The 22341-nt window shown below is 61.0% G+C and carries 21 protein-coding genes, 1 other RNA gene and 3 pseudogenes; 8 read left to right on the forward strand and 17 right to left on the reverse strand.

All coding sequences use genetic code 11. The features are described from left to right. Positions 1 to 17 precede the first annotated feature (17 nt). On the reverse strand, positions 18 to 743 hold the full coding sequence (gene dksA, locus IPI80_RS01815) for an RNA polymerase-binding protein DksA (RefSeq protein WP_413857570.1): 726 nt from the start codon (positions 741 to 743) through the stop codon (positions 18 to 20). Here dksA and IPI80_RS01820 point away from each other — a divergent pair. Continuing rightward, positions 628 to 1293 (forward strand): hypothetical protein, encoded by a 666-nt coding sequence (locus IPI80_RS01820; protein WP_413857612.1) that lies wholly within the window; start codon positions 628 to 630, stop codon positions 1291 to 1293. The two genes, dksA and IPI80_RS01820, sit on opposite strands and share 116 nt — an antisense overlap. Positions 1294 to 1356: 63 nt before the next feature. Here IPI80_RS01820 and IPI80_RS01825 read toward each other — a convergent pair whose 3' ends face one another. The 6 genes and pseudogenes from IPI80_RS01825 to IPI80_RS01850 form a co-directional block, all read right to left on the reverse strand. Further along, positions 1357 to 2409, reverse strand: a complete 1053-nt coding sequence (locus IPI80_RS01825; protein WP_413856589.1) for a CobW family GTP-binding protein — start codon at positions 2407 to 2409, stop codon at positions 1357 to 1359. A gap of 53 nt (positions 2410 to 2462) precedes the next feature. Continuing rightward, positions 2463 to 3645 (reverse strand): annotated as a pseudogene (locus IPI80_RS01830) (class I SAM-dependent rRNA methyltransferase). Between the two features lie 9 nt (positions 3646 to 3654). After that, on the reverse strand, positions 3655 to 4614 hold the full coding sequence (locus IPI80_RS01835) for a tyrosine recombinase XerC (protein WP_413856591.1): 960 nt from the start codon (positions 4612 to 4614) through the stop codon (positions 3655 to 3657). A 21-nt stretch (positions 4615 to 4635) separates the two neighbouring features. Continuing rightward, a complete protein-coding gene (locus IPI80_RS01840; protein ID WP_413856593.1) occupies positions 4636 to 5316 on the reverse strand; it encodes a DUF484 family protein in 681 nt (226 codons plus the stop codon). Beyond that, a pseudogene (gene dapF / locus IPI80_RS01845) lies at positions 5313 to 6187 on the reverse strand (diaminopimelate epimerase). The gene IPI80_RS01840 and the pseudogene dapF overlap by 4 nt, the downstream one beginning before the upstream one ends. A 16-nt stretch (positions 6188 to 6203) precedes the next feature. Then, the gene (locus IPI80_RS01850) at positions 6204 to 6920 is read right to left on the reverse strand and encodes a hypothetical protein (RefSeq protein WP_413856595.1); all 717 of its coding nucleotides are present in this window, start codon (positions 6918 to 6920) and stop codon (positions 6204 to 6206) included. Positions 6921 to 6980: 60 nt separating this feature from the next. On the opposite strand from IPI80_RS01850, the pseudogene IPI80_RS01855 reads away from it, so the two are divergent. From IPI80_RS01855 to IPI80_RS01865, 3 genes and pseudogenes are all read left to right on the forward strand, one after another. Next, a pseudogene (locus IPI80_RS01855) lies at positions 6981 to 8048 on the forward strand (MBL fold metallo-hydrolase); the annotation flags it as partial. Between the two features lie 24 nt (positions 8049 to 8072). Then, on the forward strand, positions 8073 to 8687 hold the full coding sequence (locus IPI80_RS01860) for a DUF4126 domain-containing protein (RefSeq protein ID WP_413856597.1): 615 nt from the start codon (positions 8073 to 8075) through the stop codon (positions 8685 to 8687). Positions 8688 to 8717: 30 nt separating this feature from the next. Then, positions 8718 to 9707 (forward strand): RNA pseudouridine synthase, encoded by a 990-nt coding sequence (locus IPI80_RS01865; RefSeq protein WP_413856599.1) that lies wholly within the window; start codon positions 8718 to 8720, stop codon positions 9705 to 9707. A gap of 12 nt (positions 9708 to 9719) precedes the next feature. Here IPI80_RS01865 and IPI80_RS01870 read toward each other — a convergent pair whose 3' ends face one another. Beyond that, positions 9720 to 10148: a CBS domain-containing protein gene (locus IPI80_RS01870; protein WP_413856601.1), complete on the reverse strand. Its 429-nt coding sequence runs from the start codon at positions 10146 to 10148 to the stop codon at positions 9720 to 9722. 51 nt (positions 10149 to 10199) lie between these two features. Continuing rightward, an RNA gene (gene rnpB / locus IPI80_RS01875) (RNase P RNA component class A) lies at positions 10200 to 10546 on the reverse strand. A gap of 118 nt (positions 10547 to 10664) precedes the next feature. On the opposite strand from rnpB, the gene cysK reads away from it, so the two are divergent. The 3 genes from cysK (at position 10665) to IPI80_RS01890 (ending at position 13310) form a co-directional block, all read left to right on the forward strand. Beyond that, the gene (gene cysK / locus IPI80_RS01880; RefSeq protein ID WP_413856603.1) at positions 10665 to 11582 is read left to right on the forward strand and encodes a cysteine synthase A; all 918 of its coding nucleotides are present in this window, start codon (positions 10665 to 10667) and stop codon (positions 11580 to 11582) included. 250 nt (positions 11583 to 11832) lie between these two features. After that, positions 11833 to 12975: a hypothetical protein gene (locus tag IPI80_RS01885; protein WP_413856605.1), complete on the forward strand. Its 1143-nt coding sequence runs from the start codon at positions 11833 to 11835 to the stop codon at positions 12973 to 12975. 191 nt (positions 12976 to 13166) lie between these two features. After that, the gene (locus IPI80_RS01890; protein WP_413856607.1) at positions 13167 to 13310 is read left to right on the forward strand and encodes a hypothetical protein; all 144 of its coding nucleotides are present in this window, start codon (positions 13167 to 13169) and stop codon (positions 13308 to 13310) included. Positions 13311 to 13409: 99 nt separating this feature from the next. Here IPI80_RS01890 and IPI80_RS01895 read toward each other — a convergent pair whose 3' ends face one another. The 3 genes from IPI80_RS01895 to IPI80_RS01905 form a co-directional block, all read right to left on the reverse strand. Next, complete coding sequence (locus tag IPI80_RS01895) at positions 13410 to 13700, reverse strand: type II toxin-antitoxin system RelE/ParE family toxin (protein WP_413856609.1); 291 nt, start codon at positions 13698 to 13700, stop codon at positions 13410 to 13412. Then, positions 13700 to 13999 (reverse strand): CopG family ribbon-helix-helix protein, encoded by a 300-nt coding sequence (locus tag IPI80_RS01900; RefSeq protein ID WP_413856611.1) that lies wholly within the window; start codon positions 13997 to 13999, stop codon positions 13700 to 13702. The genes IPI80_RS01895 and IPI80_RS01900 overlap by 1 nt, the downstream gene beginning before the upstream one ends. A gap of 148 nt (positions 14000 to 14147) precedes the next feature. Next, the gene (locus IPI80_RS01905) at positions 14148 to 14738 is read right to left on the reverse strand and encodes a DUF4136 domain-containing protein (RefSeq protein ID WP_413856613.1); all 591 of its coding nucleotides are present in this window, start codon (positions 14736 to 14738) and stop codon (positions 14148 to 14150) included. Between the two features lie 147 nt (positions 14739 to 14885). On the opposite strand from IPI80_RS01905, the gene IPI80_RS01910 reads away from it, so the two are divergent. Next, a complete protein-coding gene (locus IPI80_RS01910; protein ID WP_413856615.1) occupies positions 14886 to 16691 on the forward strand; it encodes an NAD(P)/FAD-dependent oxidoreductase in 1806 nt (601 codons plus the stop codon). Positions 16692 to 16699: 8 nt separating this feature from the next. Here the strand turns inward: IPI80_RS01910 and htpX are convergent, their stop codons facing one another. The 5 genes from htpX to IPI80_RS01935 form a co-directional block, all read right to left on the reverse strand. Continuing rightward, entirely contained in the window at positions 16700 to 17578 is an 879-nt protein-coding gene (gene htpX / locus IPI80_RS01915) for a protease HtpX (protein ID WP_413856617.1), read from the reverse strand. 102 nt (positions 17579 to 17680) lie between these two features. Then, entirely contained in the window at positions 17681 to 18361 is a 681-nt protein-coding gene (locus IPI80_RS01920; RefSeq protein WP_413856619.1) for a DUF3025 domain-containing protein, read from the reverse strand. A 55-nt stretch (positions 18362 to 18416) separates the two neighbouring features. Further along, positions 18417 to 19445: a dihydroorotase gene (pyrC, locus tag IPI80_RS01925; RefSeq protein WP_413856621.1), complete on the reverse strand. Its 1029-nt coding sequence runs from the start codon at positions 19443 to 19445 to the stop codon at positions 18417 to 18419. Between the two features lie 13 nt (positions 19446 to 19458). Continuing rightward, positions 19459 to 20433 (reverse strand): LysR family transcriptional regulator, encoded by a 975-nt coding sequence (locus IPI80_RS01930; protein WP_413856623.1) that lies wholly within the window; start codon positions 20431 to 20433, stop codon positions 19459 to 19461. A gap of 48 nt (positions 20434 to 20481) precedes the next feature. Next, entirely contained in the window at positions 20482 to 22323 is a 1842-nt protein-coding gene (locus tag IPI80_RS01935) for an ABCB family ABC transporter ATP-binding protein/permease (protein ID WP_413856625.1), read from the reverse strand. Positions 22324 to 22341 lie beyond the last annotated feature (18 nt).

Below are 22341 nucleotides of genomic sequence, written 5' to 3' on the forward strand. Positions count from 1 at the left end.
AATTCAAATCAGAAACCTTAATCCCCGAACATTTTCTGCTTGAGCTCGCGGCGCTGCTGGGCTTCCAGCGACAACGTAGCCGTGGGGCGGGCCAGCAGGCGGCCAACGCCGATGGCCTCACCAGTTTCGTCGCAATAGCCATAGTCTCCGGCATCGATTCGGACGATGGATTGCTCGATCTTTTTGAGCAATTTGCGCTCACGATCACGGGTGCGCAGTTCCAATGCATGCTCTTCCTCAATGGTGGCCCGGTCCGCCGGATCGGGGACAACCGAGGTGTCTTCACGCAAATGCTCGGTGGTTTCGCCGGCGCTATTGAGAATGTCCAGTTTGAGCGTCGTCAGTTTCAAACGGAAGGCGGCCAACTGCACGGAATTCATGTACTCGGAGTCGGGCATGGCCATCAACTCGGCATCGGACAACTCGCCGGGTTCCTTGGTCTTCCAGTTATTGGCCAATTTGGCATCTTTCTTGACCGACGAGGGCAACGCGGGCACGATGAAAGTGGTCGGCGCCGAGGGCGCATAACTGGCCTTGGCCGCCGTGGACGCAACGCTTTGGGCGATGGACGGTACGGTCAATTGCGCGAGTCTGGAAGAGGGACGACCAGCCTTGGCGGGCACGGCAATGGGAGCAACGGGAACAGGGGTCATTTTTTCTACAGGAGGAGCAACCAGCGGGGTTTTAGTTTTGGATGAAACAGCGGCGGAAATCGCCTTGGCAGATGCCTTCGCAGCTCGCACTAACGGTTTGACCACTGTAGCCTTGACTGCCGGTTTGCCCGGCTTTGCCACAACAACCTTGGCCACCGGTTTGACCGGCGCTTTAGCAGTCGGCTTGGAGGCAAGTTTAGCGGCGGGCTTGATTATGGGCTTTGCGGTCTTGGCCACAGCAACCCTGCTCACGGTTTTGACTGGCGCTTTAGCAGCCGATTTGGGGGCAGGCTTGGATGCAACCTTGGCAGTTGCCTTACTCGCAACGGTGGTCTTGGCGACCGGCTTGGCCGATTTGGCGACCGGTTTGGTCACCGCAGCGACAGATTGGGCTGCCAACTTGCCCTTGGGCTGGCTGCTGGCTGCCGCTTTGGTTGGGGCCACTTTGGCCTGGCTGCTTTTTCCCGGTTTAGCTTTCACTGCTTGTCTCCTGGCAGAAAGGATCTGCTCATGGTCGGTGGTTCTCACAGTTCCGCTGCGAATCTTGGAAGACGGCGCCGGCGGGGCTTCTACGGCGCGCGAGTGTACAGGCTTCCCCACTGGAAATCCCATCAGTTGCAAAATCGAGACAATCATTTGACTTTCAATTCGGAAAATACACTAAAAACACGGATACACAGCACGAACTGCCAACACCAGCAGACTACACCAATGACTGCTCCATTCCCTGCAACAAAATATCCTTTGGCAAATCAATGCCGATAAAGACCATTTTGCTGCCTCTGGGCTCACCTTCGGCCCATTGTGGCCCCAGATCGCTACCCATTAATTGGTGCACGCCCTGGAAGATGACCTTGCGGTCCGTACCCTCCATATACAACACCCCTTTATAGCGCAGCATGCGTGGGCCATAAATATTGACGATAGCGCTCAGAAAGTCTTCCAGCTTGGCCGGATCAAACGCCCGGTCAGATTTAAAGACAAAGCTCTTGACGTCATCGTCGTGGTGATGGTGGTGGCCACCGCCATGTGCATGGGCCGGATGGTTGCAGGCCTCGCCGGGGGCGTGGTCATGCCCCGCATGGTGGTCGTGGTCGTCCTCCTTCAAAAAGTCGGGATCGATATCCAGCTTGGCATTCAGGTTAAAACCGCGCAGGTCAAACACCTCACTCAAGGCCACCTCGCCAAAGTGCACCGCCTTTTGCGGTGCGCGCGGGTTCATGTGCTTGAGCCGTTGCATCAGATCGGCCGTTTCTTCTTTGGACACCAGATCGGTCTTGCTGATGAAAATCTGGTCGGCAAAGCCCACCTGCCGGCGCGCCTCTTGACGGTCGTCGAGCTGGGTTTGGGCGTGCTTGGCATCCACCAGCGTCAAGATGGAGTCCAGTAAATAGGACTCCGCAATCTCGTCGTCCATGAAAAAGGTTTGTGCCACCGGGCCTGGGTCGGCAACGCCGGTGGTCTCAATTACCACGCGATCGAAGTCCAACTCGCCCTTGCGCTTTTTCTCGGCCAGGTCGCAGAGCGTAGCGCGCAGGTCTTCGCGGATGGTGCAGCAGATGCAGCCGTTGCTCATCTGGATGATTTGCTCGTTGGTGTCACTCACCAGAATGTCGCTGTCGATGTTCTCTTCGCCAAACTCGTTTTCAATGACGGCGATTTTTTGGCCATGCGCTTCGGCCAGCACGCGCTTGAGCAGCGTGGTTTTGCCCGAGCCCAGAAAGCCGGTCAGGATGGTCGCGGGAATCAAACTCATGGGTCAATCCAAAAATCAGCAGGTGGGGAGTGTACTGGCCATTTCAAGGCGCTTCACTTACGCATCACCACAAGGCCTTTGAGGTATTCCCCCTCGGGGAACGCAATGGTCATGGGATGGTCGGGCGCGCCGCCCATGCGATCGGTAATGAAACCATCGACCCCGGCGTCCGAACCCGCCCCGGCCACGATTTTGTGGAACAGATCGGCACTGATGCCGCCCGAGCAGGAATAGGTGAACAACACGCCGCCCGGCTCCAGCAGCTTGAGCGCCAGGCCGGTTGATGTCTTTGTAGGCCCGCGCCGCGCGTTCGGCGTGCGCCACGGTGGGGGCAAATTTGGGCGGGTCCAGCACGATGGCGTCAAAGGTTTGCCCCTGGTCCAGAAAGCGGCGCAGAGAGGCATTGACGTCGGCATCCATGAACGTGGTGCGTGCTGCGTCAAAGCCGTTCAGGGCCACATTGGCTGCCGCTTTTTCAATGGCCGGCCCGGATGAGTCGATCGACGTGACGTGCGCCGCACCACCCGCGAGCGCCGCCACCGTAAAACCCCCGGTGTAGCAGTAGCAATTGAGCACCCGCTGAAACTGCAGGCGGCGCGTGAAATCGGCAAACTTCTTGCGGCTGTCGCGCTGATCCAGGTAGAAGCCGGTCTTGTGGCCGTCGGCAATGGAGAGGGCCAGCTTCCAGTCGTGCTCGCGCAGCACCAGATCGGTGGGGCCCTCGCCGCGCAACCAGCCGGTCACCTCGGGTAGGCCTTCCAAGGCACGGCTGCTGGCGTCTGAGCGCTCGTAGAGCTTGGTTAGGCCGGTGGCGGCCAGGAGCGCATCGGCAATTACGTCTTTCCACTTCTCCACACCGGCCGAGGTGAACTGCGCCACCATAGTGTCGCCGTAGCGGTCCACGATCAGGCCCGGCAGACCATCGGACTCGCCATGGACCAGCCTGCAGCCATCACTTTGTATGTCAAATCGTGCTCTAGCCCTCGTTGAAGCTACACAGGCAGCTATAAAAAACGAAGCATCAATGCGCTGACTCTCATCAAAACTCCAGACCCGGGCTCGGATTTTTGATTGCGGGCTGAACGCCGCCCAGCCCAGGAACTGGCCTTCTGCCGAATCCACCCGCACGGTCTCGCCACTGTCGCCACCGCCCTTGGCAATGGCCGATTCAAAGATCCAGGGATGGCGGCGTTGCAGGGAGCGCTCTTTGCCGGCGCGCAGGCGAATGGTTTTCATGCCCTATTGTCACTCCGACCCCTTTTTCGCCTTGGCCCTTGGGTGGGCCGCATCGTAGGCCCGGGCCAGGTGCTGAAAATCAAGCCGCGTGTAGACCTGGGTGGTGCTGATGTTGGCGTGGCCCAGCAGTTCTTGCACGGCCCGCAAATCGCTGCTGGACTGCAGCATATGGCTGGCAAAGGAGTGGCGCAGCATGTGCGGGTGCACGGGGGTTGCCAGGCCGGCCTGCAGGCTGCGGCTGCGCAAGCGCTGCCAGACCGACTGGGGCGTGAGCCGCGTTCCGTTGCGCCCAATGAACAGGGCCGCCTGCTCAGGGCAATCACCACGCAAGGTCTGCCACTTTTGCAACGCAACCAGCGCCATGCTGCCAACCGGCACATCGCGCACTTTGGCGCCTTTGCCCAGCACATGGGCCATGGCCGACGGAATATCAACCCAGCCCCGGGCCTCTTTGCTGGCCACCAGGTCCAGCCCCACCAGTTCCCCTACCCGCAGGCCGCTGCCATAGAGCAACTCCACCATGGCGGCGTCACGGGCTTCGAGCCAGGGGTTGTCGGCACTGTGGAAGTTGGCAAACTGCACCGCATCATCCACGCCCAGCGCCTTGGGCAGGGGTTTGGGGGACTTGGGCGAACGCACGTCTTGCACCGGGTTGCTGGGAACCCGGTGTTGCCGCCCCAGCCAGGTATAGAAACCGCGCCAGCCCGACAGGATGAGCGCAATGCCACGCCCGCTGCGGCCATTGGAATGCATCAACGCCACCCAGCGGCGGATATGCGGATTGCGGACCGCCGTCAGGGCCACTGGCACCTGGGCGGCAAAGTCACGCAGCTTTTGCAGATCCAGGGCGTACAACTCCACCGTGCGGGCGGCCAAGCGCTTTTCAACCCGCACGTATTCAAGGTAGCGTTCCACCAGCGCCCCATCCTGCGGGACAAGCCCTGCGATTGGCGGCCCGGCGGCGTTCATGCAGCGCTTACCGCAGTGGGCCTACTTCAGGCGGGACAGTGCGGCGCTGACCAGCTCGCCAATGCGGGCCAAAAAGTCGGTGCCCATGCCGCTGTGAAAGCGCTGCGGGTCCGGCGAGGCCAGTACCAGCAGGCCAAAGGCCGGGCTGGCGGGTGCTCCACCGCGCAGGGGAATCAGGGCCAGCGAGGTCACAGTGGAAGGGTCTTCCAGCCAGGTCACCGCCTCAAAGCCGGTGTTCAGGCCGCAAAACGGTTCCATCAGGGACGAGGCAAACACCCGGGCATCCTCGCTAACCTCGGCAGCCGCGGTCAGACCGGAGTACTCGGTGGCCACGCCCCACAAACGCAGGCCCACCTGTGGCACGGAAAACTGGGTCTGGATGTCCTGCTCAATCACACCCGGCATGGCATAAAAGTCACTCACCATGATCAGGCTGCGCGCCCAGCGCAGGATTCTGTCGGACAGCATCACGTTGTCGCTGCCGTGACGGATCATTTCCATGATGCGCTGCTCCAGCGACTTGATTTTTTCGCGCAGCATTTCGGCCTGGCGCTCTTGCAAGCCCACGGCGCGGTTGCTGTGCGGGCTGGTGAACTGCACGGCGGCCAGCAGTTCGGCATGGCGCTGAAAGAAATCGGGCGTGTTCGCCAGGTAGTTGGCGATATCGTCTTCGGTGATGGGGTTGTTGATGGCGTTGTTCATAGGTTGTCTGGAAGTTCAATTTCACCCTGGAAAACGGTGGTGGCCGGGCCGGTCATCATGACAGGTTCGCCCAAGCCGGCCCAGGCAATGCTCAGGTCTCCGCCGCGCGTCTGCACGGCCACGGTGGCATCGAGCAGACCGAGCCGAATGCCCGCCACCACGGCCGCACAGGCTCCGGTGCCACAGGCCAGTGTCTCGCCCACGCCGCGCTCAACCACCCGCAGGCGGATATGGGTGCGGTCAACCACCTGCATAAAGCCCACATTCACCCCTTGCGGAAAACGGGGGCTGGCCTGCACCAGCGGGCCTAAGGTGGCCACGGCAGCGGTGTCCACACTGTCCACTTGCAGCACCGCATGCGGGTTGCCCATGGACACGGGCGCTACCAAAACAGGAGCTGCATGTGTAGATTCGACGAGGGCTAGAGGCCAATTTCCCCATGCACCTTGTGGTTGCAGCGTTAAACCAGCGGCATCAAACGGAATCTGCTCCAGCGCAAATACCGGCGCGCCCATGTTGACGGTGACGCGGCCATCCGCAGTCAGGCGCGGCTCGATCACGCCCTTCATGGTCTGCACCCGGATCACGTCTTTGTCGGTGAGGCCCTGGTCGCGCACAAAGCGGGCAAAGCAGCGCGAACCGTTGCCACATTGTTCGACCTCGGCGCCGTCGGCGTTATGGATCAGGTATTCAAAATCGATGCCCTCGGCGGGTGAGGGCCGCACCGTGAGGATCTGGTCAGCCCCACGCCAAAGTGGCGATCACCCAGCAAGCGGTAGTGGGCCGCCGTGAGGCCCAGGCGCCCCCGCGTCTCATCCAGCACAACAAAGTCGTTGCCGGCGCCCTGCATTTTGGTGAATGGTAGTCGCATGGCGTGGATTATCGGTCTACTGCGACCCGCCTACTTTGCATTTTTTGCCTGCACCGATGTAGGTGCTCATGAAGGTGTCGCGGTTGTTGTCGCGGTTCATCTCGCCAACACCGCTCAGGCCTAGCTCCTGCTTGCATTCGTTGTCTTTGGCGACGCGGGCCAAGACGTCCTCCCGCAAGGTGGACACTGCGGCGGCGGCCATCGCCTTGTGCAATGGATTGGTACGCACAGGGTCAATCTCGTCCAGTCGGCCAGCGTCTTTGGCTAGTCCGCGGAAGGTGCCTTTCTCGGCATCGGCCAGGGCTCTTTGGAGGGCCTGAGTGTCAATCCGCACGGCGGGGCTACTGGCGGCGGCAAGCGGTTCGCTGGCAAGTGATTTGCCGGCAATGGGCGCAGGAGGGGCCTCACCGGCTGGAACCGGTACCCAGACCGCAAGGCTGGGTGGCGCCGGCGCGTCGGGTATGCGCGCGTCACTGCCGGGAACACGGCGCGCGGGCTCCTGCGTAGCAGTGCGTGGCACCGCACCGGAAACAAGTGGCAGCAAATTCACCACCAGCCGCAGGGTGGTGGCCAGCGCGGCATCGGGTCGAGGCTGTGCGCGATCGTGTTCGGCTGCACGGTAGGGGTTGGCATAGTAGGCCAGCACGCTCAGAAAAACGCCGTGCCCCAGCAGCACGACCAGCAATACGGCTTGCCGACTCCTGCGCGGGTACCGGGTCGCGGTGATGGCCATGCACTCTCCCCCTGTGGTTTGGCTCTGGATTATGCCCAGCAGTCGGTGCGACCTTGCGGCACAATCCGGCGCATGGTACGCCCCAATCAACGACTGCACCCCCAAGCCACTCTGATCGATGCCACCGCCACGGCTGAGCCCGAACGCACCGGCCTGCAAGGTGGCATCCAAGCCCGGTTTCTCCAGCACGACATGGCCTATGGCGAGCTGGCCCTGATGTGCCCCAGCGGCACGGAACCGCACCACGCGCTAGACTGGCAATGCGAACGCCCGGTGCATCTGCTGCGCAATGTGCAACGCCTGACCGCACCCAACGCCGGCTTCATGACGGGGCCCGGCACCAACAGCTATCTGGTGGGTGATGCCCACACCGGCTTCATCGCCATCGACCCCGGCCCGGCCGACGCCGACCACCTGGTGCGCTTATGGCGCGCGGCCCTGCACCCGGACGGCAGCGGTGGCAACATTGCCATGATTGTCTGCACCCATTCGCACCCGGACCATTCGCCCGGTGCAGCACCGCTCAAAGCGCTGTGTGACGGGCGACCGCCCATTTTGGGCCTGCCGTCTGCCCCCACGGCGCGTGCCGCCAGCGCATTCACACCGGACAGAACGCTACAAAATCAGGAGCTGCTTACGTTGATTCCACGAGGGCTAGAGGTCAATTTTGCATCCAAACATACGCTGCAGGTGGTGCACACACCGGGCCACGCCGCCAACCACCTTTGCCTGTTGCTGGTGGAAGATGGTCTGTTGTTCTCGGGCGACCACATCCTGAACGGCAGCACCACAGTGGTCGACCCGCCCGATGGCAACATGGCCGACTATCTGGATTCGCTGGACACCCTGCTGGCCCTGTGCCAGCAGCACGACGTGCAGTTCATCCTGCCCGCGCACGGCCACGTGTTGGGTGGCTCGCAGGCGGCGGCCTGTGGGGCCATCACGCATCTGAAGGCCCACCGCCTGAAACGCGAGGCCAAGATCGCGGCCGTGGTGGCCGCCCACCCCAACGGCACGGTGGACGATTGGCTGCCCCTGGCCTACGATGATGTGCCGCCGCGCGCGTGGCCAGTGGCCAAGCGCTCGCTGCTGGCGCATCTGGAGCGCATACAGGGTCGCCCTGCTTGAATCGTGCCAAGTTTTAACCAACTCATGGATACCCCCCAGTTGCTGGCCCTGGCAGCGGCCTTGGGCTGGGCCAGTGGTCTGCGGCTGTACGCAGCGGTGTTTCTGGTGGGCGCTGCCGGCTACCTGGGTTGGGTGGATCTGCCGCAAGGGCTGCATGTGCTGCAGCACCCCGGCATGCTGGCAGCGAGTGGCTTTATGTGCTGTGTGGAGTTTTTTGCCGACAAAATTCCATTGGTTGACTCACTGTGGGACGTGGTGCACACCGTCATCCGCATCCCGGCCGGAGCCGCGCTGGCCGCCGCAACACTGGGCGCAGACGGCGCGACCATGACCTGGATCGCGGCGCTCTTGGGCGGCAGCCTGGCTGCGACCAGCCACGTGGCCAAGCTGACGACGCGGGCCGCCGTCAACACCTCGCCCGAGCCCTTGTCCAATATCGGCGTGTCGCTGCTGGAGGATGGCTGGGTGGTCTTCATGCTGTGGCTCGCGGCCAGCCATCCGCTTGCATTTGCCGTGGCCTTGGCGCTGACCTTGGCAATGGCCGTGTTACTGATGGTGGTGCTGTTCAAATTCTTGCGTGCAGTAGGCCATCGGCTCGCGCAATTTTTCGGCGGCTCGCACGCACCACAAAATACATAAAAGCGCCACGCCTGAACTACAGTACCCGCAATGACAAAACCTTCCGTACCGGGCACCTTGCGCCTGCCCCCCAAGCCACCCAAGCCCGCGCCTGTGGTGCGCCCGGCGGTTACCCCTACTGCCTCTGCCGCCGCCACGCCCGCCCCCACCAAACGCCCCAACGCCAAACCACGCAAACGCCCCATCACCGCACTGCGCACCAAGCCGCCAGCCGCGCCGCAGCCTGAACCACAACCACAACCACTGCTGGACACCGGCGACCGCCTGGCAAAGCGCGTGGCGGCCAGGGTGCCGTGTTCTCGCAGCGAGGCCGAGCAGTACATCGAAGGTGGCTGGGTGCGCGTCAACGGCACGGTTATTGAGGAGCCGCAGTTCCGGGTGGATACCCAGACGGTAACCATTGACCCCAACGCCAGCCTGATTGACCTGGGCTCCATCACCCTGCTGCTGCACAAACCCGCCGACTGGGTGGACGGCACCGAAGAATCCCTGTCCAAGCTCAACCGCGCGGCACGGCGCAATCAGGTCAGCGATGCGCGCACATTACTCACCAGCGCCAATCACCTGGCCAATGATTCGTCCGGCATCCGCGTGCTGCAGCGCCATTTCAAGCACCTGGAAGCCATGGTGCCGCTGGAGAACGCCGCCAGTGGGCTGATCGTGTTCACGCAAGACTGGCGCGTGGCACGCAAGTTGAACGACGACATGGGCTCCATGGAGCATGAGGTGATTGTCGATGTGGCCGGCGAAGTGTCAGCGCAGGCGCTGCACCTGCTCAACCGCACGCAGGACGCAGACCGTGACCTGCCGCTAACCAAGGTCAGCCTCAACAGCAGCTCACCCGAACGCAGCAAGCTACGCTTTGCCATCAAGGGCGCGCACCGGGGCCTGATCGCGCATTTGTGTGAACGGGCCAAGCTGGAAATTTTGGACATGCGCCGCATCCGTCTGGGCCGGGTATCCCTGCGTGACCTGCCGGCGGGGCAGTGGCGCTACTTGGACGCGAACGAGCGGTTTTAGGCAGGCAGGCGCCTAGCTCGTGATGTAGTGTTCGAGATGGCTGATAGTCATCTCGTGGTCGGCAATGATGTCGTTCATGATGTCGCGGATGGAGATCATGCCCAGCACCGTATCGCCATCCACCACGGGCAAGTGGCGAATATTTTTCTGGCTCATCAAGGCCAGGCTGTCCCGGGTACGCACCTGGGGCGACACCGTGATCACTTGCGCCGTCATGATGTCGCGCACCAAGGTGTCTTTGGATGATTTGCCGGCCAGTGCGATCTTGCGGGTGTAGTCCCGCTCGGAGAAAACGCCCACCAACTTGCCGTCGTCCAGAACCATGAGCGCGCCCACGTTGTGGTCGGACAGGGTCTTCAGGGCATCGAACACGCTGTCGTTGGGACGCAGGCTCCAGTTACCGGGCGGGCGTCGTTTTAGTAATTCCAGTAGGGGTCGCATGGTGCCTCCTCATGTCACAGGGAACATGGAGCCAACGATACATCAAAAAAAGTGTGAAGCCCACCGATAAGCCGGATTCTGTGCAGAGAAGTTTCCCCCTCTGTGACCACCATTACTCTGGGCCGCTGGTCACCCAAACGGCTCGATGCTACCTACCCGCACACTCCGGGGGCCCCGTCAACGTGTGCCTACTTGGTATTGCTGCGCGTAGAGATTGCCCGTTTCACCCGAACTGAATCGGCTCGTCTCTGTTGCTCTAATCCTCACCTTAGGGCCTTTCGCTTGCGCGATCAACTTGTCAGTGGACAGCCGTTAGCTGCTACGCTGCCCTATGCAGTCCGGACGTTCCTCCAGTGCTTGGTTTCCCAAATTGCACCAGCGGTGGTCTGGCGGGCTTCACCCCCCGATTATCGCGGGTCTGGGGCGGTTGAATATGGTTATACCGAAATCGATAGATCATTTCATCCAGAATGGGGGCTTGCCTGTTCAACCCATTCCCCACAACCGGAGCCGACCATGAAAGCCAGCAACATCCTCCAGACCATTGGCAACACACCGCACGTGCGCATCAACCGCCTGTTTGGCAATACGCACAACGTGTGGATCAAGTCCGAGCGCAGCAACCCCGGTGGTTCCATCAAGGACCGCATTGCATTGGCCATGGTGGAAGACGCGGAAAAGAGCGGCGCCCTCAAGCCTGGCGCTACCATCATCGAGCCCACCTCGGGCAACACCGGCGTCGGTCTGGCCATGGTAGCGGCGGTTAAGGGTTACAAGCTGATTTTGGTGATGCCCGACAGCATGTCCATCGAACGGCGCCGCCTAATGCTGGCCTATGGCGCCAGCTTTGACCTCACCCCCAAGGAAAAAGGCATGAAGGGCGCCATTGCCCGTGCCGAAGAACTCAAGGCCGCCACACCCGGCTCCTGGATTCCGCAGCAGTTTGAAAACCCTGCCAATGCAGATGTGCACGCCCGCACCACGGCCCAGGAAATTCTGGCCGACTTTCCAGACGGCCTGGACGCCATCATCACCGGTGTGGGCACCGGCGGGCACCTGACCGGTGTGGCGCGGGTTCTAAAGGCCAAGTTCCCCCAACTCAAGGTGTATGCCGTTGAGCCTACCGGCTCGCCCGTCATTTCCGGCGGCGCCCCCGGCCCACACCCCATCCAGGGACTGGGCGCCGGCTTCATCCCCAAGAATCTGGATACCAGTTTGCTCGACGGTGTGATCCTGGTCGATGCCGAGCCCGCGCGTGAATACGCCCGCCGCTGCGCCGCGCAAGAAGGCATCCTGGTCGGTATTTCGTCTGGGGCGACGCTGGCTGCGATTGCGCAAAAACTGCCGGATCTGCCAGCCGGCGCTACCGTGCTGGGATTCAACTACGACACGGGCGAGCGCTATTTTTCGGTTGAGGGGTTCTTGCCAGCCTGAGGCGACATAGCGAATCTGCGCACGTTTCACGCTTGTTTACTCGTGCGCTTGTCCCTGCTGGCCTTGGGATCCGATACCCCACAAAAGATTTGCCAGCGCAACTTTACACAGGCGCCCGAATCGACACCATTCACATTGGAAGTATATTTGGGCAAATGCAAAGTTGCATTTTTTACAAATGTATGCGTTGGCGAGCTTCTTCGCCGACACATCTTTGCGTGCTGAGGTCTATCATGATTCGCAACGCACCATGACCCATTCCGCCGTCACGGGCATCTCGTGCGCGGCAGCGGTGCGCATCCATGGTGAAACGGGTGCCTCCCAACACCAGGTTTTCGAGTGGCTGGACCAACTCGGGTTTGACAGATACATCACGCATGACAGTGCGCACGGTGCCGTATCGTTTGCGCTGGCACAATCCTTTTGCAATGACTGGATTCCCAACAGCGACACGACCGGGTTATCCACGACTTTAGCGCTGGACACCGACAACAATCCGCGCGATCTTGAGCGGGAAATTATGGTGACCATGGTCGCCGGCCCACACGCATTTGCCTTTCCAAACGTCGAAGAATGGATGGCCGCAGTGCGCATCCGGTGCAATATCGTGCAGGCAGCACGCAGAACGCAATTGGGCTTCCACACGACCGAATTGGAGCGTCCGACAGATTACTGGGCTTACAACGAGGATACCGGCTTCACGGTGCTACGCGGCAGGTCCCTGATTGATGCATTGCAAAGGGCCACCCAACCTGACACCACTTGCAAACTGTATTCATTCTCTTGCCACCGGGCGAGCGAGTACGTTAACTTGCTGGCGATTGCCCAGGAGCTTGCGCACACCGACCCGCTCCTTCTGGATTCAATCCAACGTCGCTGCGAGAAACAGGCCATCAGATCCGGCCCGTTCCACGACACGTTTTTGTACGAATATGGCTCCTTGGACGCGCCGTTGCCGCCAGGGTATTGCGTTCCCGGTGACCGCTTGTGGTTTAAAAACCCGGACTCCCACTCTTCAGATGTTTCTGGCTATGAGGGGTCATGGGTGTTCTATCTGGGCAATGGACTGTTCTCCAATTTTTGGCAGCGTGGCAAGGACTACACCTTGACGAGCAAATGCATCGAGATCTACCACTGGCGCCATGCAACGGTGCAAGACACGGATGGCGAACTGCGCATCGATGAGAGCGTGGTAGCGCCACTGACGCAACAAACGCTGTCCGACCCCTACGCAGTACGGGACATCGTCTCAAAAATGGCGGTGCTGCGCGATCCGGCCGGTGTCTACGCCAGCGGCGGCATCATTGATGCGTCACGGGAATTTCCACGGTGCGTTTGTCCGGGAACCGCCGACATGACCCTGCCAGATCTGCCTGCGGATCTACCGCAATGAGGTTGAAGTACAGCACTGGAGAACTGTCCTCAAAGTCCTTGCCACTGGCCGGCTCAAAGAATATTGCAAGCGCCATTGACGACTTCATCCTGTGGAGAAACATTCAATCAGGCACATACGGTGTCCCCTGATGAAAGCGCATGTCCCAGCCATAGTTAGTGCGTGACCAGATCTGAAAGAGGCAACACAGCATGAATCGTGTGGACACCCGTCCGGATGATTTGACTGCGGGTGTAGACCCTGCCGGAACGACCTATTTCGAAGAAGTCCTGTGCAAACCGGAGTTCTTGGAAGTCGAGGTCAAAGCGTGTGGCTGCACGCCACATCAAGTGTGAAGGTTTTCAGCGGGGCTTCTTTTGACCAGCGTTTGCCATGCTTGAGGCCGCGTTATGAGGTGGATAGTTGCAAAGCGGGGTTGGCATTGCTAGTACCTCTCAGTGGTAGTCCTGTTCGCGTTGGTGCCGCACTGCGAGCACCAAAACCAAATCGGCTTCCTCATCGTATTCATATACAGCGAGGTAACCCGTTCGACCTCTGGAAATCACCAGCTCCCGAAAGGCGCTTGTCAGTGGGCGCCCGATACGGGGATGCTGCTCCAGTATGCCCATGGCATCCACGATGATGTCCACAGTTCGCACTGCTTCGTGTGGCAGCTCTTGCAACAAAAAGTCCGTCAGCTCTTCCAGATCTTGCGCCGCAGCTTCGCTCAATACCCACCGCGCCATCAGGAACCCCCGATAAAATTCTTGAACGGCACTTCGGCGGGGCGCTTGGATTTTCCCCCGCGTACTTTGGCCTTGAGATAGTCACCAAATTTTTTTCCCTCGAATACCCCCCCGGACGTGAGCACCCCATTGCGTGCGCGCAAAGCCGCTGCCACAAGGGTGTTGCGGTGTTCTTCCTTTTCCAATGCGCCTTCAATGGCACTGACCATCACGGCGTGCGCGGTGGTGCCTTGGCTCTTGGCCAGCGATTGGATGCGCTGCTTGGTTTCTTCAGGTAGCTTGACGGACAGAGTGGGCATGGCAGGGTTCCTTGGCACGATGACGAAGTGTTTTAGCCCACAAATACTACCATGGTAATACCTTCGGATGCTCATCATGGTGGCAAGACAGCCCAGGCCCGAGATCCTCTCACTGCCAAGCGAACCTGCTGAACGGTTACGGAAGCGCTTAGCGTACCGGGGGCCGCAATTCCACCTTGCGCTGGCGCGAACCCTCGGTGCCCGCCGGAAAGTCAGTCAAGGCTGCGCTGAAGATGGCCGGCAGAAGATTCAAGGTATCGCTCCACGCATCTTCCTGGGTGGCATGTGTTTCATACACCACCTGCCCGGTCCCGTTGTCGCGCAGGGTCAGGCTGATCTCGCGTTGGAACCAGGACGTGCTACGTACCCACGGTGAAGGCCAGCGGCTCATGTGCCCGAAGCGTGGCCCCGGAAATCCCCTGCCATACCACCAGGCATCGTTCCAGTCCACGCGGTCTTCACGCTCCACCCGCACGCCGAGTTGCACGTTGTAGTGGGCATTTGCGTCGTTACGGCGCAGGCCAACCTGAAGCAAGGCCTGCTCGGCAACACGCTCCAGCTCGTCCTGGCGCTTGTTCTGGACCAGCTGCGAGGGCAGCCGTTCAAAGCGGAACGTCGCCTGTGCAGGCAGCACGCCAAGGGTTGAAAACGTCTGGACTTCGCTCTCCACGACACGCACTGAAGCACATCCGCCGAGCAGCAGTCCGGCCAACCCCAACGCCATGATGGATCGCAGCACAATAGTCTCCTTCACATACCTAGACACGGGGCCCTTGGCCTCCTGCCCCATCCTAGGCGACGCCGCGCCACAAGGCAAGCCCGCGGCAGGCCCAGTCAGCCCCGCCACGTAAAATGCGCCCTGCTTGATAAACACGAGCCTGCCAACATGATCCGCATCACCGAACTCAAACTCCCACTCTCTGCCGTGCCAGTTGAGGCCCGTCGCGCCTCTGACGCCCCCACCGAAACTGACGCAGACCGGGCACCCGCGCCCCACCCCATTGCAGCGCTCACTGCGTTGGCGGCACAGGCGCTGGGCATTACCGAGGCGTACATTGCCACGCTGCAGGTTTTCAAGCGCAGCTTTGACGCCCGCAAGGCCGAGTTGCTGGTGGTCTATACCGTGGACCTGGCGCTGGCCGCCCCAGAGCAAGAGGCCGCACTGCTACAGCAGTTTGAAAAGCACCCCCACATCGGCCCCACACCCGACATGGCCTACCACCCTGTGGGCCATGCACCAGCCAAGCTGACCGAGCGCCCGGTGGTGGTGGGGTTTGGCCCCTGCGGCATGTTTGCCGCGTTGTTGTTGGCGCAAATGGGGTTCCGCCCTATCGTTCTGGAACGCGGCACCACGGTACGCCAGCGCACCAAAGACACCTGGGGCCTGTGGCGCAAGAACACCCTCAAACCGGAGAGCAACGTGCAGTTTGGCGAGGGCGGCGCCGGCACGTTTTCCGACGGCAAGCTCTACAGCCAGATCAAAGACCCGCGTTTTCTGGGCCGCAAGGTGATGGAAGAGTTTGTCAAGGCCGGTGCGCCGCCCGAGATCCTGTACGAGGCCCATCCCCACATTGGCACCTTCAAGCTGGTGAAGGTGGTGGAGAGCATTCGTGCGCAAATCATCGCCCTGGGTGGCGAGGTGCGCTTTGAGCAGCGGGTGATTGATGTGCTACTAAAAGAAGAGCGCGGTACGTATATTCTACGAGGGCTAGTGGTAGAAAATTCTACAAACGGTGTGGTTGCGGAAATACCCGCCAGCCAGGTGGTGATGGCGCTGGGCCACAGCGCCCGCGACACCTTTGCCATGCTGTTTGAGCGCGGTGTGGCCATGCAGGCCAAACCATTTTCGGTGGGTTTTAGGGTTGAGCATCCGCAAAGCGTGATTGACCGCGCCCGCTGGGGGCGACACGCCGGCAACCCGCTGCTGGGTGCTGCCGACTACAAGCTGGTGCACCACGCGGCCAACGGGCGCGCGGTGTACAGCTTTTGCATGTGCCCTGGCGGCACGGTGGTGGCGGCCACGTCCGAGCCGGGGCGCGTGGTGACCAACGGCATGAGCCAGTATTCCCGCGCCGAACGCAACGCCAACGCCGGCATTGTGGTGGCCATTGACCCAGCTGATTACCCACAAGATGCCGCCAACTTCATCCAGGCCTTTGGCGTGGACAAAGGTACGCTATACGCGCGGCAAGCCGCACAGTTGCGCGCCCACGATCCCCAGGCGGCGCATCCGCTCTCGGGTATTGCCCTGCAACGCCAGCTCGAATCGTGCGCCTATACCCTGGGCGGCAGCAGTTACGAGGCGCCGGGCCAACTGGTGGGGGATTTCATTGCCGCACGCCCTTCCAGCGCGTTTGGCAGCGTGCAGCCGTCTTACAAGCCAGGCGTCAAACTGGGCGACCTGGCCCCCAGCCTGCCGGCTTATGCCATTGCGGCCATCCGCGAGGCGCTGCCGGTCTTTGGCAAGAAGATCAAGGGTTTTGACATGGCGGACGCGGTGTTGACCGGGGTGGAGACACGCACCTCGTCACCCCTGAAGATGCCGCGCGGAGAGGACTTGCAAAGTAGCAACACGCGGGGTCTGTACCCGGCGGGCGAAGGTGCCAGCTATGCCGGCGGCATCCTGTCAGCGGCAGTAGACGGCATCCGCGTGGCTGAGGCCGTGGCGCAGCGCCTTTGTGAACGCCCTTGAAGGCGCAATCAAGCCTGCTGGTGTTGCAAAGCGGCAATGCGTTCTTCAATCGGTGGATGGGTCGAGAACAGCTTGCCAATGCCACCGGTAATGCCGAATGCCGCCACGCTCTTGGGCAATTCGCCTGGCGCCATACCGCCCAGGCGGGCCAGGGCATTGATCATGGGCTGCTTGCGACCCAGTAGCTGGGCCGAGCCGGCATCGGCACGGAATTCGCGGTGGCGCGAGAACCAGGCCACCACCATGGCAGCGGCAAAGCCCAGCACGATGTCGAGCACCACCGTGGTGATCATGTAGCCAATGCCGGGGCCGGAGTTGCGGTCGTCGCCCTTGCGCAGAAAGCTGTCCACCGCATAGCCAATCACGCGGCTGAGGAACACCACAAAGGTATTCATCACACCCTGGATCAGGGTCATGGTGACCATGTCGCCATTGGCCACGTGGGCGATCTCGTGGCCAATCACGGCCTCGATTTCCTCTTGGGTCATGCCGCGCAAAAGTCCGGTAGAAACAGCCACCAGGGCCGAGTTCTTGAAGGCACCCGTGGCAAAGGCGTTGGGGTCACCGTCAAATATCGCCACTTCGGGCATACCCACGCCAGCCTTTTCTGACAGCTTGCGCACGGTTTCCACAATCCAGGCCTCGTCCGCGTTTTGCGGCTGATTGAGCACGCGCAGGCCGGGCGTGGTCCACTTGGCCATGGGCTTGCTGATGAGCAAGGAGATGGTGGCACCACCAAAACCCATAATGAGGGCGAAACCCAGCAAGGCGCTCAGGTTGAGGCCGCCGGCCGTCAGGTAGCGATTCACGCCCAGCAAGCTGGCCATAATGCCCAGCACGGCGACGACCAGTACGTTGGTCAGAACAAACAACAGTATGCGTTTCATGGTTTCCTCAATTGACAACGCCGCCCAAGGGACGGATTGCACCAATGGTAAGGTCGAAATGCGCCAATTCAATGGCGCCAAGGGTCAAAAAACCCGTAACACCTAGGGACTTCGCGGCGCACGAAACACGCTGGTGTCGGCGTAAAACGCCGGGTCTTCATTCTGCGGCCACCACCCAGGCACGCCCAGCACTGGCAAGTGGGCAAAGGGTTTGGCAGCGAGCTTCTCCGCACTCAGGTCGGCAGCCATCCAGGCATCCATATCCGCTATTGCTTTGGTAGCGGCCTGCGTACGGTAGACGTGGGCTGTAATGGGTTTTCGCGGGTGAACCAGCTTCTCCAGCAGGGCATGGCCAAACAGCACCAACTGCACCTGCTCCCACTGGGCGCGCAAGTCCACAAACAGGCGCTGCCAGTCTTTGGCTACCAAGGCATCCCACAACACATCCGGCCCCAGAAAGAAGGCGGCATTCTCATCAAACACAGTCAGGCCATCGCGCGCCGGGCCGCGCACGGGCTGAATGCCAGTCTGCGCAATCTGGGCCAAGTGCAGGTAGTTCAGGCGGCGCTTGGTTTGCGGGAAGGTCAGCCAGGCTATTCCATTGAAAAAGTCGTGCAAGCCCTCGCGGGTAGGACACAAGCCGCTATCAAAAATATAGCTTTCATAGGCCATGCCAGCCGGCAGATTGGCTTGTGGCACAAAGCGCACCGGCGCGGGATAGAGCGCCAGGGCCGAATTGAGCGCCTCAGCGCTGGACTGGCCAGCGGCCACCTGCTGGGCCAATTTTGACCCGGCTCCACATACGGAGCCAGCCAGGGAGTCTGCCAGTTGATCGTCTCTAGACCAGTCTCCACGACAACACTTCGCCTCCACCCAGCGGCTTGAGTTGCGCCTCGCCAAAGGCAAAGCTCACGGGTACGGTCCAGCTTTCGCGGCGCAGGGTGATGGTGCCGGTGTTGCGCGGCAGCCCGTAGAAGTCGGCGCCATGGAAGGCCGCAAAGCCTTCCAGCTGGTCCAGCGCGCCGGCTGCGTCAAAGGCCTGGGCGTACAGCTCCATCGCGTTGAACGCGGTGTAGCAGCCGGCGCAGCCGGTGGCGTGCTCTTTCAGGTGCACCGCGTGCGGGGCGCTGTCGGTGCCCAGGAAGAATTTGGCGCTGCCACTGGTGGCGGCCTTCACCAGGGCTTGGCGGTGGGTTTCGCGCTTCAACACCGGCAGGCAGTAGTAATGCGGGCGAATGCCGCCGGTGAAGATGGCGTTGCGGTTGTAGAGCAAGTGGTGCGCGGTGATGGTGGCTGCCGTGAAGCGATCGGCTGACTGCACGTACTGCGCAGCCTCTCGGGTGGTGATGTGTTCAAACACGATTTTTAGCTCGGGAAAATCGCGGCGCAAGGGGATCAGTTGCGTGTCGATGAATACCGCCTCACGGTCAAACAGATCAATGTCGGGTGAGGTTACCTCGCCATGCACCAACAACGGCAAACCCGCCTTTTGCATGGCTCCCAGGGTTTTGTAGGTGTTGCGCAGGTCGGTCACGCCGGCGTCGCTATTGGTGGTGGCGCCAGCGGGGTAGAGCTTGACGGCGACCACGCCTGCATCCTTGGCCCGTGCTATCTCGTCGGCAGGCAGGTTGTCGGTGAGGTACAGCGTCATCAGCGGCTCAAAGGCCACCCCTGCCGGCACTGCGGCCTGGATGCGCGCCTTGTATGCCAGCGCCTGCTCGGCCGTGGTGACTGGTGGCTTGAGGTTGGGCATGATGATGGCACGGCCAAACTGGGCGGCGGTGTGCGGCACCACGGTATGCAGGGCTGCGCCATCGCGCACGTGCAGGTGCCAGTCATCCGGGCGGGTCAGGATCAGTTCGTTCATGGGCAAGGTTAAATTATTTGTTGCGCGCAGCCTGGGCCACCAGATAGTCCCACAGCGCCTGGGCATTGCGCTTGGGCGCCGCAGTGCCACGGCCGGCAGCCACGCCATGACGCGTGGTTTCCTTCAGGTTCGGCTTTTCGCGGTAGACGCGCACGTCCATGGTGATCTCCATACCTTTGGTATTGGGCGGCAGGGCGCTCACCAGTCGCTTGGCGCGTAGTTCTTTTTTAACTGCGCTGTGCGGAAGAAACGCAATACCGTGGCCTTCGAGGGCCATGGCTTTCAGGCCTTCGGCCATATCAGTCTCGTACACGCGGTCAAAGTGATTGGCCGTGTTGGACTGCTTGAGGATCAATTCCACCATCTGCCCCAGGTAGGCGCCGGGCGCATAGCCCAGGTAAGGCAGCGGCTGGCCCACCCGGCCGGGCAACTGGAACATCGGCGCGCCATTGCTGTCGGGCTTGGAGTAGGGTGCCAGCACCTCTTCACCCAAACTCACCATTTCGTACCGCGCGGCGTCCAGCTGAAAGGGCTGTGATGGATGGTAGTAGGCAATCAACAGGTCGCAACTGCCCTCCACCATGCGCATCACCGCATCGTGCACGTTGAGCGCAATCAGCCGGCTCTTGATGGGGCCAAAAGTTTCGCGCAGGGATGATACCCAAGCCGGGAAAAATGTGAACGCCAGGGTGTGCGGTACCGCAAATTCGACCACGTCCTGCGCCGCCGAAGTGTGGCCGCGCAGCATGGCGCGGGTGCTTTGCAGGGCCTGCAAGACTTCCATGGACTGGTCGTACAACGTCTCACCTGCCGGGGTCAGCCGCGTGGGGTAACTGCTGCGGTCGACCAGATCAGTACCAGCCCAGGCTTCCAGAGACTGGATGCGCCGAGAGAACGCCGGCTGGGTGACATGACGCAGTTGTGCGGACCTGCTGAAGCTGTGCGTTTCAGCCAGCGAGACGAAATCTTCAAGCCATTTGGTTTCCATGGCCCAAATTATGCGCGGAATGCATGAAACGGTTCACTGCAGTCGGTGTTAATCGCCGCCCTGCTGCTGCAACGCCCACATCTGCGCGTAGCGGCCCTGTGCTGCCAACAGTGCGGCATGGTTGCCACGCTCAACGATGCGCCCGCCGTCCATGACCAGTATTTCGTGGGCGTCCACCACGGTGGAGAGCCGGTGGGCAATCACCAGGGTGGTCTTGTTGCGGGCCACACTTTGCAGTTCGGCCTGAATGGCGCGCTCGTTGGCCGAGTCCAGGGCCGATGTAGCTTCATCAAAAATCAGAATGGGGGGGTTCTTGAGCAGTGTGCGCGCTATGGCCACGCGCTGCTTCTCGCCGCCCGACAGCTTGAGCCCGCGCTCGCCCACCATCGTTCCGTAGCCCTTGGGCGTGGCGGCGATGAAGGCGTGGATGTGGGCCGAAGCGGCGGCATCTTCTACCTCGGCGCGTGTGGCGCCGGGCTTGCCATAGGCAATGTTGTATTCCACCGTATCGTTGAACAGCACCGTGTCCTGCGGCACGATGCCAATGGCCTGGCGCACGCTGGACTGGGTGACCTGTTTGATATCTTGCCCGTTGATAAGGATGCGTCCGCCGTCTTGCGGATTGCTCACGTCATAAAAGCGGAACAGCAACCGCGCCAGCGTGGACTTGCCAGCGCCCGATGGACCCACGACTGCAACCGTCTTGCCGGCAGGGATTGTGAAACTGACGTTGTGCAGAATGGGGCGGCCACCGTTCGCACTGGTGTCGTAGGCAAAGCTCACGTTTTCAAATGCCAGCGGCGTATCTTGCGTGAGCTGCAGCGGCTGGGCACCGGGCACGTCGGCGATTTCACGCTCGCGCTCCATCAGGCGGAACATCTTGTCCAGATCGGTCAGGCTTTGCTTGATTTCGCGGTAAATCACGCCCAAAAAGTTCAGCGGAATATAGAGCTGGATCATGAAGGCATTGACCATGACCAGGTCACCCAATGTCATACGTCCGTCCACGACACCCTGGGTGGCACGCCACAGCATGGCCACCAGACCAATGGCAATGATCAACTGCTGCCCGATGTTGAGCATTGACAGCGTCGTCTGGCTCTTGAGCCGCGCTTTGCGCAGGCGCTCCAGGCTTTCGTCATAGCGCCTGGCCTCAAAACCTTCGTTGTTGAAGTATTTGACCGTCTCGTAGTTCAACAGCGAATCAATCGCCTTGGAATGGGCGGCGGAGTCAAATTCGTTGGCTTCGCGGCGAAACTTGGTGCGCCACTCAGTAATCAAGACGGTAAACGTGATGTACAAGCCCAGCGCGGCCAGCGTAATCCAGGCAAACCAGGCATCAAACTTGACACCCAAAATGGACAGCACCAACACCACCTCGACCAACGTGGCAATGATGTTGAACATTGAAAACGACACCAACGACTCGATGGCACGCACACCCCGTTCAATGTCGCGCGACATGCCGCCGGTCTGGCGCTCCAGGTGAAAACGCAGGCTCAGCGCGTGCAAGTGCTCAAAGGTTTGCAGGGCAATGCTGCGCGCCGCCCCCTGCGTGGCCTTGGCAAACACCAGTTCACGCAACTCGGTAAAAATTGTGGTCGACAGGCGCAATGCTCCGTAGGCCAAAAGCAAGCCCACCGGCACCACCAACAGGCTAGCGGCATCGCCCGGCTTGAAATTCATGGCGTCGACCAGGGTTTTGAGCAGCAGCGGAACACCCACATTGGTCAGCTTGGCACCCACCATAAACACCACTGCACCAACCACCCGCCACTTGTAAGTCCACAAATAGGGGAACAGACGCTTGAGGGTGGACCAGTCGGAGCGTGGTGCCGTGCCGTTGTCGGGCGCGGGTGCAAGGGTGGTGGGTGCGCCGTGGGTTCGCATGGAGTCGTCTACTTTCGT

This window comes from Candidatus Aalborgicola defluviihabitans (assembly GCF_016705985.1).
GTDB classification, from domain to species: Bacteria; Pseudomonadota; Gammaproteobacteria; order Burkholderiales; family Burkholderiaceae_C; genus Allorhodoferax; species Allorhodoferax defluviihabitans.

Coding starts and splice junctions, on each gene's coding strand:
- cysK (WP_413856603.1), top strand. CDS start 10,665: ATGAAAGCCAGCAACATCCTCCAGACCATTGGCAACACACCGCACGTG.
- IPI80_RS01840 (WP_413856593.1), bottom strand. CDS start 5,316: ATGAACAACGCCATCAACAACCCCATCACCGAAGACGATATCGCCAAC.
- IPI80_RS01935 (WP_413856625.1), bottom strand. CDS start 22,323: ATGCGAACCCACGGCGCACCCACCACCCTTGCACCCGCGCCCGACAAC.
- IPI80_RS01850 (WP_413856595.1), bottom strand. CDS start 6,920: ATGGCCATCACCGCGACCCGGTACCCGCGCAGGAGTCGGCAAGCCGTA.
- IPI80_RS01890 (WP_413856607.1), top strand. CDS start 13,167: ATGAATCGTGTGGACACCCGTCCGGATGATTTGACTGCGGGTGTAGAC.
- IPI80_RS01900 (WP_413856611.1), bottom strand. CDS start 13,999: ATGCCCACTCTGTCCGTCAAGCTACCTGAAGAAACCAAGCAGCGCATC.
- IPI80_RS01885 (WP_413856605.1), top strand. CDS start 11,833: ATGACCCATTCCGCCGTCACGGGCATCTCGTGCGCGGCAGCGGTGCGC.
- IPI80_RS01825 (WP_413856589.1), bottom strand. CDS start 2,409: ATGAGTTTGATTCCCGCGACCATCCTGACCGGCTTTCTGGGCTCGGGC.
- IPI80_RS01835 (WP_413856591.1), bottom strand. CDS start 4,614: ATGAACGCCGCCGGGCCGCCAATCGCAGGGCTTGTCCCGCAGGATGGG.
- IPI80_RS01895 (WP_413856609.1), bottom strand. CDS start 13,700: ATGGCGCGGTGGGTATTGAGCGAAGCTGCGGCGCAAGATCTGGAAGAG.
- IPI80_RS01865 (WP_413856599.1), top strand. CDS start 8,718: ATGACAAAACCTTCCGTACCGGGCACCTTGCGCCTGCCCCCCAAGCCA.
- IPI80_RS01930 (WP_413856623.1), bottom strand. CDS start 20,433: ATGGAAACCAAATGGCTTGAAGATTTCGTCTCGCTGGCTGAAACGCAC.
- pyrC (WP_413856621.1), bottom strand. CDS start 19,445: ATGAACGAACTGATCCTGACCCGCCCGGATGACTGGCACCTGCACGTG.
- IPI80_RS01820 (WP_413857612.1), top strand. CDS start 628: ATGGGAGCAACGGGAACAGGGGTCATTTTTTCTACAGGAGGAGCAACC.
- IPI80_RS01860 (WP_413856597.1), top strand. CDS start 8,073: ATGGATACCCCCCAGTTGCTGGCCCTGGCAGCGGCCTTGGGCTGGGCC.
- IPI80_RS01910 (WP_413856615.1), top strand. CDS start 14,886: ATGATCCGCATCACCGAACTCAAACTCCCACTCTCTGCCGTGCCAGTT.
- htpX (WP_413856617.1), bottom strand. CDS start 17,578: ATGAAACGCATACTGTTGTTTGTTCTGACCAACGTACTGGTCGTCGCC.
- IPI80_RS01870 (WP_413856601.1), bottom strand. CDS start 10,148: ATGCGACCCCTACTGGAATTACTAAAACGACGCCCGCCCGGTAACTGG.